The organism is Pseudarthrobacter cellobiosi (assembly GCF_023913755.1).
Lineage (GTDB): Bacteria > Actinomycetota > Actinomycetes > Actinomycetales > Micrococcaceae > Arthrobacter > Arthrobacter cellobiosi.
Window position 1 is genome coordinate 1 of the sequence record NZ_JAMXBJ010000046.1, and the last position, 12,619, is coordinate 12,619.

General features: G+C 66.0%; 12 protein-coding genes and 1 other RNA gene. 8 read left to right on the forward strand and 5 right to left on the reverse strand.

Going from position 1 to position 12,619, the window contains the following annotated elements:
• The first annotated feature begins 284 nt into the window (after window positions 1-284).
• The 3 genes from ffs (at window position 285) to recR (ending at window position 4,431) form a co-directional block, all read left to right on the forward strand.
• Window positions 285-381, forward strand: an RNA gene (gene ffs, locus NG696_RS12210) — signal recognition particle sRNA small type.
• A 66-nt stretch (window positions 382-447) separates the two neighbouring features.
• Window positions 448-3,768 carry a DNA polymerase III subunit gamma and tau gene (locus tag NG696_RS12215; protein ID WP_252575567.1) on the forward strand — a complete coding sequence of 1,107 codons (3,321 nt, stop codon included), beginning with the start codon at window positions 448-450 and terminating at the stop codon, window positions 3,766-3,768.
• Between the two features lie 63 nt (window positions 3,769-3,831).
• On the forward strand, window positions 3,832-4,431 hold the full coding sequence (recR, locus tag NG696_RS12220) for a recombination mediator RecR (protein ID WP_056348564.1): 600 nt from the start codon (window positions 3,832-3,834) through the stop codon (window positions 4,429-4,431).
• A gap of 81 nt (window positions 4,432-4,512) precedes the next feature.
• Here recR and NG696_RS12225 read toward each other — a convergent pair whose 3' ends face one another.
• The 3 genes from NG696_RS12225 to NG696_RS12235 all read right to left on the reverse strand — a co-directional run bounded on the left by NG696_RS12225 (window position 4,513) and on the right by NG696_RS12235 (window position 7,938).
• Window positions 4,513-5,586: a hypothetical protein gene (locus tag NG696_RS12225; protein ID WP_252575569.1), complete on the reverse strand. Its 1,074-nt coding sequence runs from the start codon at window positions 5,584-5,586 to the stop codon at window positions 4,513-4,515.
• A gap of 232 nt (window positions 5,587-5,818) precedes the next feature.
• Window positions 5,819-6,970, reverse strand: coding sequence for an ABC transporter permease (locus NG696_RS12230; protein ID WP_252575571.1), 1,152 nt, complete (start codon window positions 6,968-6,970; stop codon window positions 5,819-5,821).
• Complete coding sequence (locus NG696_RS12235; RefSeq protein ID WP_252575573.1) at window positions 6,967-7,938, reverse strand: ABC transporter ATP-binding protein; 972 nt, start codon at window positions 7,936-7,938, stop codon at window positions 6,967-6,969. The genes NG696_RS12230 and NG696_RS12235 overlap by 4 nt, the downstream gene beginning before the upstream one ends.
• Before the next feature lie 215 nt (window positions 7,939-8,153).
• On the opposite strand from NG696_RS12235, the gene NG696_RS12240 reads away from it, so the two are divergent.
• Window positions 8,154-9,512, forward strand: coding sequence for an aspartate kinase (locus tag NG696_RS12240; RefSeq protein WP_252575575.1), 1,359 nt, complete (start codon window positions 8,154-8,156; stop codon window positions 9,510-9,512).
• 90 nt (window positions 9,513-9,602) lie between these two features.
• On the opposite strand, the gene NG696_RS12245 is transcribed toward NG696_RS12240, so the two are convergent.
• Both NG696_RS12245 and NG696_RS12250 read right to left on the reverse strand, forming a co-directional pair.
• Window positions 9,603-9,818, reverse strand: a complete 216-nt coding sequence (locus NG696_RS12245) for a hypothetical protein (protein WP_252575576.1) — start codon at window positions 9,816-9,818, stop codon at window positions 9,603-9,605.
• 130 nt (window positions 9,819-9,948) lie between these two features.
• Complete coding sequence (locus NG696_RS12250) at window positions 9,949-10,191, reverse strand: hypothetical protein (RefSeq protein WP_058930165.1); 243 nt, start codon at window positions 10,189-10,191, stop codon at window positions 9,949-9,951.
• A gap of 84 nt (window positions 10,192-10,275) precedes the next feature.
• Here NG696_RS12250 and NG696_RS12255 point away from each other — a divergent pair, with 84 nt between their 5' ends.
• From NG696_RS12255 to NG696_RS12270, 4 genes are read left to right on the forward strand one after another with little or no spacing between them, the layout of a single operon-like run.
• Window positions 10,276-10,755 (forward strand): MarR family winged helix-turn-helix transcriptional regulator, encoded by a 480-nt coding sequence (locus NG696_RS12255; RefSeq protein WP_252575578.1) that lies wholly within the window; start codon window positions 10,276-10,278, stop codon window positions 10,753-10,755.
• Window positions 10,756-10,795: 40 nt separating this feature from the next.
• Window positions 10,796-11,359 carry an SSI family serine proteinase inhibitor gene (locus NG696_RS12260; protein WP_252575580.1) on the forward strand — a complete coding sequence of 188 codons (564 nt, stop codon included), beginning with the start codon at window positions 10,796-10,798 and terminating at the stop codon, window positions 11,357-11,359.
• On the forward strand, window positions 11,337-12,269 hold the full coding sequence (locus NG696_RS12265) for a 3-methyladenine DNA glycosylase (RefSeq protein WP_252575582.1): 933 nt from the start codon (window positions 11,337-11,339) through the stop codon (window positions 12,267-12,269). The genes NG696_RS12260 and NG696_RS12265 overlap by 23 nt, the downstream gene beginning before the upstream one ends.
• The gene (locus NG696_RS12270; RefSeq protein WP_252566887.1) at window positions 12,266-12,619 is read left to right on the forward strand and encodes a serine protease inhibitor; all 354 of its coding nucleotides are present in this window, start codon (window positions 12,266-12,268) and stop codon (window positions 12,617-12,619) included. The genes NG696_RS12265 and NG696_RS12270 overlap by 4 nt, the downstream gene beginning before the upstream one ends.

The window sequence follows — 12,619 nt, forward strand, 5'->3', positions numbered from 1 at the left end:
CCATGCCCACGATTCTCCCAGCCGCCCCTACCAGGACATGGTTATTCTGTCGGCGTTTTAAGAATTAGGGCCTGTCATTTCTGACCCACGCACCTAGCTGGCGCCTGGGCCTTTGCGCCGGCTTTCGCGGCCGTGCCCCGCTTGAGCGGTGTGGGCCAGCACCGTTCAAGCGGGTCCGGGCAGCTCATCAGGGGATTCCCGGCCGCGAGAGGGCACCCGGCCGGGCCACGGCCGGCCGGCGCCCGGGCCGTCCGGACCTTCCCGAATCTTCGGGTAAACTTGTCTGCGGCCCCTCATGTGGCGTCATCCTGTTGAACTCCCCCAGGACCGGAAGGTAGCAAGGGTAAACGGGCTCTGGCGGGTGCATGGGGGGTCTTTACTATTCCCCCACAGGGCGACCGCCCGCGAGGGATCCTGATTGTCAGCCCGGATTGGTAGGGTTTTCCCGTGACTGTTACTACCACCGCCCTTTACCGCAGATACCGCCCGGACTCCTTCGCCGACGTTATCGGGCAGGAACACGTCACCGAGCCGCTGATGACGGCACTGCGCAAAAACCGTGTCAACCACGCCTACCTCTTCTCCGGCCCACGCGGTTGCGGAAAGACCACCTCCGCCCGCATCCTGGCCCGCTGCCTCAACTGCGCCCAAGGCCCCACGGATACGCCCTGCGGTACGTGCCCCAGCTGCATTGAACTGGCCCGCGGCGGCTCAGGCTCCCTGGACGTCATCGAGATCGACGCCGCCAGCCATGGCGGTGTGGACGACGCCCGCGACCTCCGCGAGCGCGCGACGTACGCTCCCGTTCGCGACCGCTACAAGATCTTCATCATCGATGAGGCCCACATGGTCACCTCTGCCGGGTTCAACGCCCTGCTGAAGATCGTTGAAGAGCCGCCGGAGCACATCAAGTTCATCTTCGCCACCACGGAGCCGGACAAGGTCATCGGCACCATCCGCTCCCGCACGCACCACTACCCTTTCCGGCTTGTCCCGCCGGAGCCGCTGATGGTGTACCTGGAGCTGCTCTGCACCCAGGAAAACGTCCCGGTGGCACCCGGCGTCCTGTCCCTGGTGGTCCGGGCCGGCGGCGGCTCCGTCCGCGATTCCCTGTCCGTGCTGGACCAGCTGATGGCCGGCGCCGGACCCAACGGCCTCGACTACGAACTTGCCGTAGCCCTCCTCGGCTACACCCACGCATCGTTGCTGGATGACGTGGTGGAAGCTGTGGCCGCCTCAGATGCCGCCACCGTTTTCCGGGCTGTGGACCGCGTGGTGCAGACCGGCCACGATCCCCGCCGCTTCGTCGAGGACCTGCTGGAACGCTTCCGCGACCTCATCATCGTCCAGGCCATGCCCGAAAGCGCCCAGGTCATCCTCCGCGGCATGCCGGCGGACCAGATCGCCCGGCTCCAGAACCAGGCGCACAACCTCGGGGCCTCCGAACTCTCGCGCGCCGCTGATGTCACCAACACGGCGCTGACCGAGATGACCGGCGCCACGTCTCCCCGCCTGCACCTCGAGCTGCTCTGTGCCCGCATCCTGCTCCCCAGTTCGGAACAGACCGAACGCGGTATCGCTGCCCGGATCGACCGCATGGAGCGGCGCCTGAACTATGCCGGGAACGACGTCGGCGCTCCCGCTCCGGCGGACGCTGCGGTTTCGGCTGCACCCGCTGCGGTTGCTGCAGTGCCGGCAGCGGCAGCGCCGCTTGCTGCTGCACCCGTTGCCGTACCAGCAGCTTCCGTGCAACCAGTTTCTGCGCCAGCCGTTTCTGAGGCGCCCGCTGCGGCACGTCCGGTTGCTTCGGTTCCGGCCGCGGCACAGCAGGTGGCTGCTGCGCCGGTTGCTGCGCAGCAGCCTTCAGGGCCAGCCGCTGCCGCTCCTGGGTCGGGCCGGCCACAGGCCAGCGGAGCCGACGAGGCCAGACAGTCACTGACGCCGCCCAGGGTCAGCACCAACGACTGGCCTGTTGACGAGTCCACAGGCAGACGGCCCGCTTCCACGCCGCAGCCAACCGGACAGCCCACCCGGGAGACCGGGGCAGACGCCCCCCGCGCAGTTTCCCCGGCCACCCCGCCGGCAAGCACCGACGCTGTCACGGCTCCTGCCACCGCTGCACCCGCTTCGGTTAGCCATGCCCCTGCCACTGCTGCACCGACCGGTGCGACAGGAACTGGCGGGGCAAGCACTGGGGCCGCCGGCACAGGCGACGTCGAAGTCCTGCGCCGCGCCTGGCCGGAAGTCCTCCAGACGCTCTCCAAGATCAAGCGCAGCACGTGGGCGCTGGTTGAGCCGAACGCCCAAGTGGGCGCCTTTGACGGCCAGGTCCTGACGCTAGCGTTCAGCACTACCGGGTTGGCTGGCGCCTTTGGCCGGGCCGACCACGCTGAGAACCTGCGGCAGGCGATCCACAAAACGGTGGGCATCGACTGCCAGATCACCGCAATCGCCAGTGGGGCCAACAGGGCAGCGAGCGCTGAGCCAAACCCAAAAGCACCCGCTAGTCCGGAAGCTCCGGCCAGTTCAGCCGATGTCGCATGGGGCCTGGCCCCTGCTGGCGCCGTTTCCACCCCTGTCGTCCATGCCACCGCGCCGGCACCTTCCCCTGCCCCCTCCCCCGCGACGCGTGCTCCTGAACCGGCCGCGCCTCCTGCCGCGGCTGCACCTGCACCGTCTGCAGGCGCAGTAGTTCCTGCAGAAACTGTCCAGCACGCCGGCGACGTCAGCGCGCCGGCAGCCACTGAGGCCGCCCAGGTATCAGCCGCCGAGGGTCAGCCGGGACCAGCTGAGCCGGATGCCATTGCCGGTTCATTTGCCTACTCCGATGACGACTGGGGTCCTCCGCGCGACGAAGATGCTCCGCCGCTGGACGAGGAACCCCCCATGGACTGGGATCCTTCGGCTGCGGCTGCGCCACGCCTGTCGCCTGCACAGCCAGAGCCTTCAGCGGCGGCACCCGCCAGGCGGCCCGCTCGGGGTACTTCAAAGGCTGCAGCAGCAAAAACCTCCCCAGCAGGCAGGTCCTCCGCTGCTGCATCGGCCGCTCCGTCCCAACCCGATGCGGCATTGGATCCGTGGGGCCGAGCCGTCGAGCAGGCGCCGGGCGTATGGGTGGTTGGCACGGAGCCGAATGTTGGCAAAAGCCTGAACACGTCCGTCCCGGAAGAGGCGACGGAGACCGCTCCCGCACCCAGCTACGAGCCCGCCACTGCCCAGGTCCCTCAAACTTCACCTGTCGTTGGCCAGTCCGATGCGGACGCCAGCTGGGGCTTGCCTCCAGTGGCCGCCGCCGCAATTACCGACGTCGCTGCGCAGCAACCAGCCGTGCAACATTCAGCTGCACCGCAAAGCCCCGCGCTGGAACCCGCCGAGCCTCGGAGCGCGGCGCCATCCGGCCAAGCACCGGCAGCCCCGGCGGCGGAAGTAGTGGTTCCCGAACCGGCTGAAGTCCGCGAGTACGCCATGGCATCGACTGCTCCGGCTGCCGCCCCCCTGCAGCCGGCACCGGCAACTTCCGAGTCCGCTTCCGCCGCCCGGCAGAGTCTTTACCAGCGCCTGTCCAACAGCCCCGAGGCCGAAGCCGGGCGCGCCAAGGCTCCAGCCAGGGCTGCCGCCGCCACCTACGTGCAGGACATACCGAGCGCGGACGATGAAACCATCGAGGAATCCGGCGTCTTTGGACGCGCCGCCGTCGAGCGTATTCTGGGCGGAAAGCTGATCGAAGAGCGGTCCCCGGACGGAAGCCCCATCGTTTCAAGGTTCTAGGCACCTGCAGTACGTACTCCCGCAACGCCAATCACCATCCAAGCCAAACCAAAAGAGGAAAACGTGTACGAAGGTGCAGTCCAGGAGCTGATCGACGAGCTCGGACGGCTTCCCGGCGTCGGTCCCAAATCCGCCCAGCGGCTTGCCTTCCACATCCTCGAAGCGGACCCCCAGGACATGAAGCGACTCGTGGAAGCCATCACCATGGTGAAGGAACGCGTGAAGTTCTGCACGGTATGCGGCAACGTCACCGAACAGGAATTGTGCAACATCTGCCGCGATCCCCGCCGGGACCCGTCGGTCATTTGTGTGGTGGAGGAGTCCAAGGACGTCCTCGCCGTGGAGCGCACCCGGTCCTTCCGCGGCCGGTACCACGTGCTGGGCGGGGCCATCAACCCCATTGCCGGCGTAGGGCCCGAGCAACTGCGGATCCGGGAACTCCTGACACGGCTGAACGACGGCGCCATCCAGGAAGTCATTATCGCCACCGACCCCAACCTCGAAGGCGAAGCAACGGCCACGTACCTGGCCAGGATGCTGAAGACAATCGGCATCGTCGTGACCAGGCTGGCCTCCGGCCTGCCCGTGGGCGGCGACCTTGAGTACGCCGACGAGGTCACGCTCGGCCGTGCTTTCGAAGGCCGCCGCAACGCCCTGACCTGAGCCGACCTCATCTGACCGGGGGTAAGCAGACAGGCGCTCTGACCTGGCCTTGCCAGGGCTCAGGGGCTCAGGGTTCAGGGCTCAGGCGTCCGGGTTGAGCCGTCTTCGGGCAGCCCTGTGGCCGCTAGCCAACAGAATCCCTGCAACCCCGGACTGCGTGCCAACGCCAATGAGTGCCAGTGGCATCTCGGCGCCTGTCTTCTCCTGTTCCTGCCCCTCCACACAAGGAACCTGCGTGCCTTCCGCTGCGTTCTGCAGCTCCCCGGGCAGCCAGTCCAGGGCGTTCTCCTTGGGTTCGGCCTCACCGGCAAGCAGCGCCAGGATCACCATCGGGTTGCTCGTCGCCATCCAGAAGATCCGCTCGGTGTGGTAGACCTCGGCGATTCCACGGAACTCCGGCGAACACCGATAGGACGTAACCCTGCCCAACTCGTCCCGTTGAATATTGATGGCCACCAACACCGGCTCATAGGCCCGGACGCTGGGCAGGAGCGCTATCACCGCCACGACGTTGCCGACCAGAAGCAAAGCTGCGACGCCCCAGGCCAGAACCCTTCCTCTCTGACCCTCGAGCCAACGCGCAGCACCCGCGCCAATGCCGCCAAAGACCATGACTTCAAGGACCATCAGGACAAAAGACACCCCGGCAACTGCTGGCGAGGACTCCGACCAGAACGCGAGCAGCAGCAGGAAAACGACCGAAACGGTGGCGAAGATCAATCCTTTGGCACTGCAGCGCACCCAGTCCAGCAGGGGTCCCTCCACACCAGCCTCGGCGTGATCCGGCCCAGCGCCGCGCTGCGTTTCCCCCCACAGGATAGCGAGCACACAGCTCACCAGCACCAGCATTGCGGCCGTGAGGATGTATACCCAGGCGTGGGATTCCGGCGGCAGGTCACCGCCCGTGACCAGGGCGATCACCAACAGCGTGCCGGTGCCCCAACAGACACCGAGAATGGCGGCACTCCCCCACCAGAAGCGGGCAGACCGGACAGTCTGAAAGGCTGATGCAAGCGCACTACTGACGAGCAACCGAACCTGGCCGCCCGGGGAAGAGCTGTCCCCGGCGTCGTTTTCATCGTCGGGCTGGATTTTTCCGGCGCCGATGGGTTCGTAGACGGGTTCGTCAGCGGCCGGATCCACCTCGTCAGCCATGGTCCGCGTCCGCCACGTTCTGATCAGCTACGTTCTGATCAGCCACGTTCTGATCAGCCACGTGCCGCCTCCATCCCTATGGACAGGCCCAGCCCCCGACAGTCAGCTGCCAGTTCGGCCGGCCAATCCAATCGTGATCCGCTGAAGCGGGCCTGTCCAGTGCCCTGCAGTGCACTTCACTGCACCCCATTGCCCTGCGGTCCAGTGCGAGGACTGTCCCGTGGAGCCAGCTTTAGGCGATGCGGGTTCCGCGTGCCAGCCTGTGCGCCGGGGTTCGCAGCGAGCGCCAACCCAACCACATCAGCAGTCCGGCAAGCAGCAGCTGCAGGCCGAGCCCCAGCGGCCACAAGGGAATGGACTGTGCCAGGTAGCGCAGCTTGGCCTCGCCGTTGGCGCAGGGGTACGTGCCCTCGGGACCGGCCATGGCGTAGCGTGCACCCTGGCTGATGGATTCGATGGCCCCCACCGGCGATGACATTCCGAAGCTGTTGTTGACGCGGACCGTGTAGGGGATGGCATCAGCCACCACCACGTACGGATTCATGGCCAGCATCCACGCCACCCTTTCGGTGCGAACGGCCGGCTGGGCGCGCAGCGGTCCGGAGCAGGTGTACTCCGGTTCCTGCGGCGCTGTTTCGTCGGGTACCGGCTGCAGCGGTTCGTAGTTGCGGTACTGCGCCTGGTTGGCCATGATGGTGCCCTGCGAGAGCCCGGCGCCCAGGCCGAAGGCAATCAGGGAACCGAATACCAGCCCGGCCACGGCAAGGTACGTGACCACAATCGAGAACAGCGGGCGTCCAGCCAGCGCGGAAATTCCGACGCCGATGGCACACACCACGCCCACTTCAACGGCCAGCATCAGCAGGGCCACGATGACATGGCCGGGCGTCATGCCGCCAAGGGCGACTCCGATAACCAGGAACGGCGTGCTGGCAACCAGGAAGGCCAGGGCGGCGGCCCAGGCGGCGAAGAATTTGCCCCACAGGATCTGGCCGGGACGGAGCAGGGTCACCTGCAGGATGGCGAGGGTCCCGCCGGCGCGGTCGCCATTAACGGCATTGGCAGACAGTGCGGGCGCCACCAGCAACGCGAAGAGCAGGACAAAGGCCAGGACCACTTCGAAGATCATGGACCCCGGTCCCTGGTCGGCCGGCAGAAAGTTGGAATAGGCGCGCTGGGCTTCGCGCTGGGCGTTCCAGCTGGCCCACGTCAGCCAGGTCACCAGGCCCGTCAGGATGAACCAGATGGCCAGCATGATGTACCAGCCGCGGGACCGGAGCCGCTGCTTCAGTTCCAGGACCACCACATCCCGGATCCCCGCAAGGTAGCCGGCACCAAAGCCGGAAGCCGGCGGGCGCTGCGTTGTATCTGTCAGCTGGCTCATCGCCGCTCCCCCTCGAGGTTCATGTAAGTCTCTTCCAGGGCACCCGAGGCGGGGGCAAAGGAGCTGACCCCGACGCCGGCCAGCACCAGGTCGCGCAGGAGGCGGGCGGCGTCGTCGTCGTTCAGCAACACGAGGCTGACAGCCGGCCGGCGGCCGTCCTCAACCCGGAACGCAAGGCCCAAGTCCGTGAGTTTGGCGGCGAGCGCGGCACCGTCGGTTGCCGAGATGGCGTAGCGCCTGCCGGAGGCGGCAGCCGCGTCCGTGGTCTGGTGCCGGACCGTCTTCCCTCGGTTGACGAACACCGCTGCGTCGGCAATTTCGTCCAGCTCGCTGAGCACGTGGGAGGAGACCACAATGGACTTCCCCTCAGCCGCAAGCTGCCGCAGCATCACGCGCAGCTCCACCCGCGATCCCGGGTCCAGGCCTGACGCCGGCTCATCGAGCAGCAGCACGGACGGATCGTGGATCAGTGCGCGGGCCAGGCTGAGGCGCTGCTGCTGCCCCCGGGACAGGACACGGGCCGGCTGGTCTGCACGGTCGCTCAGGCGGACCCGATCCAGCATCTCGGTGACGCGCTGCGGGATTCCGACCTTGGGCAGCCGGTAGAAACGGGCTATCTGAGTGAGGATCTCACGGGCGGTCAGGGACTCCCACACACCCAGGGTGTCCGGCATCCAGCCAATCCTTTTGCGCACTTCCGCGCGGTGGTGCTGCGGATCCAGCCCATCCACTGTGACAGTGCCGGAATCCGGCGCCAACAGCGATGCCAGCATGAGCAACAGCGTGGTTTTGCCGGCCCCGTTGGGGCCGATCAGCGCGGTGACTTTTCCCGCCGGAGCATGGAAATCCATGTACTCGACGGCGTGCACCTGCCCGAAGCTGCGGCTCACCGCGGTGGCGCTGATGCCGTCCTGGCGCGGGCTTTCCGGCTGGGCCGGAATGCCTGTTTTGTCCCAGTTTTCTGTCATTTCCCGAGCACCTGTCCCCCAAACCGTTCATGCAAACTGACTATATGAGCCTACGCCTGAGCCGACAGGCACAGTATCCGCCGGAAGGCTGAGATTTGGACACAATTCCACGTCCGGCCACAGGCGGCGATAAACTGGGCAGACACGTCACGCCGGCCAGCCGCAAGGCCGTGCCTGACCTCCAGAACTCCGATTGATCCAGTGAAGGTACGCGCATGAGTACGCCCACTTCCGAAGTGCACACAGCAACGCAGCCACAGGAGCTGCCCGAAGCCGCTGCCGTGACGAAACAGCTGATCGTGCAGAAGTTCGGTGGCTCCTCCGTGTCGGATGCCGAGGGCGTCAAGCGGGTCGCCAAGCGCGTGGTCGACGCGCAGCGGGCCGGCAACGAAGTTGTGGTGGTCGTTTCGGCCATGGGCGACACCACCGACGAACTGCTGGACCTTGCCGCCCAGGTGACCGATTCTGCCCCGGCCCGCGAGATGGATATGCTCCTCTCCGCCGGTGAGCGCATCTCCATGGCACTGCTGGCCATGGCCATCAACAAGTTCGGCGCCTCAGCCCAGTCCTTCACCGGCTCCCAGGCCGGCATGATCACGGACGGCATCCACGGCAAGGCGCGCATTATCGACGTCGATCCGCACCGCATCCGCACCGCCTTAGACAAGGGGCACATCGCGATCGTTGCCGGGTTCCAGGGCATGAGCCGCAGCACCAACGAGATCACCACCCTGGGCCGCGGCGGCTCGGACACTACCGCCGTCGCCCTTGCAGCCGCGCTCGACGCCGACGTCTGCGAGATCTACACAGACGTTGACGGCATCTATACCGCGGACCCCCGCGTGGTGCCGTCCGCCCAGAAAATCGACACCATCTCCAGCGAGGAAATGCTGGAACTCGCCGCGTCCGGCGCGAAGATCCTGCACCTGCGCTGCGTTGAATACGCGCGCCGGTTCGGTGTGCCGTTGCATGTCCGGTCCTCATTCAGCCAGAACGAAGGCACCTGGGTCATCCCCAGCGCCGAAGACAAGATCACCACTCAAGAGGGAGTTGCCTTGGAGCAGCCAATCATCTCCGGCGTTGCACACGACCGTTCCGAAGCCAAGGTCACCGTGGTGGGTGTTCCGGACATCCCCGGCAAGGCAGCCGCGATCTTCCAGGTCATTGCCGACGCCCACTCGAACATCGACATGATCGTGCAGAACGTTTCCACGCACGGCACGGGCCGGACGGACATTTCCTTCACGCTCCCCATCGTCGAAGGCGCGGAGGCCCTGGAAGCGCTCAAGGCCGCCCAGCCGGACATCGGCTTCGAGAACATCGAATACAACGAACAGATCGGCAAACTGTCCCTGATCGGGGCCGGGATGCGGTCACACCCGGGCGTCTCCGCGACGTTCTTCAAGGCCCTGTCCGACGCCGGGATCAACATCAACATGATCTCCACCTCGGAAATCCGGATCTCCGTGGTGACACACGCCGATCTCCTTGATGACGCCGTCCGGGCAATCCACAAGGCCTTCGACCTGGACAGCGAGGACGAGGCAACCGTCTACGGCGGCACCGGGCGCTAGCCCTCAGCCTGCTGCACGATCATAAGGATGTTCTGGAGGCCGGTTCTGCCGGCCACCAGAACATTTTCTTTTTGGGCAAAAGCGGGCAACTCAGCCCTGCTTGTCCAATTCTTCGCGGCGCACGGCGTAGTGATGACCTTCGGAATCGGTTTCCACTGCGAAGTGGGAAAGGTCCTCATCAGAGGCCTGCTCAAACTCATCATGCTTGTGGACCACGGGCGAATCCGTGTCCAGACGCGTTGCCGGCCCGAAGACAAAACGGAGCCTGTCAGTCGCGTGCATAAAACCGGTGAGCGCATGTCCCATTGTTTCCACCCCCTTCCCGCGTTGCGGGCGAAAGAGCTGCTACCTCCTGTTGGAGTCAGTGCCCTTATTTTACGCCCGCGGCCCAAAAAAGGGTCTGGTGAGATTGTGCCTGATGGGGAGGCCGGGGGGGTCACCGGAGGGACTGGTCGTCCGGGTTCCTGGGCACAACATAGGTGCTGCCGTCCGGGCGGGTGACCGTTTCCCATTGCTGGGTTTCCCGCTCGCGCTGGACCAGGAGCGCCCGGTTCTCTTCGGTCATGTCATGCACCAGGGAACTGCGATTGGCCGGGCCGAAAATCGCCCGGAGCTTGCCGGTTGCCCGCATGAACCGCTGGGATGCGTTGCCCTTGTCAGCTGACTTGCCTTTGCCCATGAAAGTGACCCCTTCGATAGAACCCAATTACTCGCTCCAGTGTACGCTAACAATTAGTACACTAACTATTGGAGGAATGTGATGATGGTACGGGCCGGCGCTGCGCGGCAGCAGGACGATGACCTCCTCTTGGAGCAACAGCTCTGCTTTGCACTCACCGTGGCATCCAGAAGCGTGGTGGGCGCCTACAAGCCCGTCCTCGAAAAGCTCGGACTCACCCACCCGCAGTATCTCGTGATGCTGTGCCTTTGGGAATCAGCACCCCGCACCCTGCGCAGCATCAGCGAAGCCCTGGCGCAGGCCCCGGCCACCATCTCACCGCTTCTTCGGCGGCTGGAGGAGGCCGGCTTTGTCACCCGCCAGCGGGTGGACGGAAACGAACGCACCCTTGCCGTGGGCCTGACCCCCGCCGGCGCCGCGCTGCGTCAGCAGGCCATTGCCGTCCCGGGCACCATGATGGAACGCCTGGGGCTGACCCGCGAGCAGGTGGGCGAGCTGCACAGATCCATGATGGGGCTCATCGCCGCCGCCGCTGGAACCAACGGGCAACCCGTCGGGGAGTAAACCCGGCAAGGCGTAAAATGGCAGCAACCTAGGAGGGTCCATGCGTTTGCGAACAGTACGGCCATTGCTAGCGGTCCTCGCCGTCGCCTTGCTCGCCGCGTGTACGGGCACGCCGGACGGGACCGGGACTTCATCCGCCAGCCCCACAGCCAGCTCCTCCGCCAGCCCGGGCACCTCGGGGTCCCCCGCTCCGGACACCGAGACCACCGTCCCTGCGCCGTCCCCTTCCGCACCCCCGGCCCCGACGGCAGGCCCCGGCGCCGGCAACGCCGAACTTGCCATCATGGTCCAGCCCTCTTCCACCAAAGCGGCGGTGAACTACACGCTGGTCTGCCGCGACGGCCTCCCCACGGCTGAGAGCAAGCACCCCAGGCCGGAGGCTGCGTGCGCTGCCCTCAAGAACAACGCTGCGCTCCTCAGCCCGGCCCCCAAGAGCAAAGACGTGGCCTGCACCGAACAATACGGCGGCCCGCAGACCGCCACGGTCACCGGGATTGTGGACGATACTCCCGTGGATGCCGCGTTCGCGCGCACCAACGGCTGCGAAATCGGTGCCTGGAACGCAGCCCAGGACGTCCTGGGTGCCAGCGGTGGAGCAACGTAGCCTGCTGACGGCCGATGCCTGGCGTGCCCGCGAAGAAGCGCACGCCCAACGCGTCCGCCGTTACTCGGATCCCTACCTTGCCCGCCGCTCGGCAGGTCGGAAGCACCCGGTGGAGGACTTTCTTTTCACCTACTACACCCAGAAGCCTGGCCAGCTGCTGCGCTGGCACCCGGGAGCCGGCGTCGTACTGACCGCTGAAGCGGCGTCCGCCCGCATGGGCTGGAAGCACTACAAAACGCTCGACGACGGCGAACTCGCCTCCCTAGGGCTGCCGCCAGGAACCACCGCTGTGACTTTTGACCGCGCCCGGTTCCTGGCCGACCGGTACGAGGCTGTGGCCTTCGCGGACATCATTCTTCGCGGTACCGCTGCCCGGCCCTCGCAGTTCGGCTGCTTCGGGCTGCACGAATGGGCCATGGTCTACCGCCAGGACAAATTCGACCTGCGCCATGAATACCTGCAGCTGAGGTTGGGGTCTGCCGGCACGGACAAAGTGGTGGAGGACAACCGGATCCGGTGCTCACACTTCGACGCCTTCCGCTTTTACACGCCCGACGCGATTGCACTTAACGAACTGGCGCCCAGCCGCGAAAACCAGCGGCACATGGAACAGCCGGGCTGCCTGCACGCAAACATGGATCTCTACAAGTGGGCGTACAAGCTGCTGCCCGCGCTTCCCAGCGAACTGGTCATGGATTGCTTCGAACTGTCCTGGCGGATCCGGGCCATGGACATGCAGGCCTCCCCCTACGACCTCGCGGAGTGGGGTCACCCGCCCATTCGGATCGAAACCACTGAAGGCAAAGCGGCCTACGTTGAGCATCAGCGCGCCTTCGCCGGCGAGGCTGCTGCGCTCCGAGGGCGCCTGGCGCAGGCCTTGGCACCGCTTCGAACACAGGGGACGGCATGAAGGATCTGGAGCTGACCATCAGGGTCACGGAAGACCCCGACTCGCCCGAGTTCGAATTCCGGCTGATAGTCCGCGATGGCCACCCTGCTGACGGGTGCACGTTGCCTGACCCCGCAGGAGCGCTGTCAGCCATGGAACGCTTCGGTGAGAACATCTTCTTTCCCAAACCGGGCCCCCCGAAACTCTGCACGCAGCAATACGGCGGGCCGCAGGTGGCCGTTGTGACCGGCTCCATCAACGGCCGTCCCGTCAGTGTGACTTTCCGGCGAACTGATGGCTGCGAAATCTCCCGCTGGCGCGCCATGGCTCCCCTGCTCGGCGGGACAACGGGTTCCCGCGGCGAAACCTGA

Excerpts from the sequence above, each read along its gene's own strand:
- NG696_RS12225 (WP_252575569.1), bottom strand. The coding sequence starts at position 5,586 with ATGGCTGACGAGGTGGATCCGGCCGCTGACGAACCCGTCTACGAACCC.
- NG696_RS12230 (WP_252575571.1), bottom strand. The coding sequence starts at position 6,970 with ATGAGCCAGCTGACAGATACAACGCAGCGCCCGCCGGCTTCCGGCTTT.
- NG696_RS12235 (WP_252575573.1), bottom strand. The coding sequence starts at position 7,938 with ATGACAGAAAACTGGGACAAAACAGGCATTCCGGCCCAGCCGGAAAGC.
- NG696_RS12240 (WP_252575575.1), top strand. The coding sequence starts at position 8,154 with ATGAGTACGCCCACTTCCGAAGTGCACACAGCAACGCAGCCACAGGAG.
- NG696_RS12245 (WP_252575576.1), bottom strand. The coding sequence starts at position 9,818 with ATGGGACATGCGCTCACCGGTTTTATGCACGCGACTGACAGGCTCCGT.
- NG696_RS12250 (WP_058930165.1), bottom strand. The coding sequence starts at position 10,191 with ATGGGCAAAGGCAAGTCAGCTGACAAGGGCAACGCATCCCAGCGGTTC.
- NG696_RS12255 (WP_252575578.1), top strand. The coding sequence starts at position 10,276 with ATGGTACGGGCCGGCGCTGCGCGGCAGCAGGACGATGACCTCCTCTTG.
- NG696_RS12260 (WP_252575580.1), top strand. The coding sequence starts at position 10,796 with ATGCGTTTGCGAACAGTACGGCCATTGCTAGCGGTCCTCGCCGTCGCC.
- NG696_RS12270 (WP_252566887.1), top strand. The coding sequence starts at position 12,266 with ATGAAGGATCTGGAGCTGACCATCAGGGTCACGGAAGACCCCGACTCG.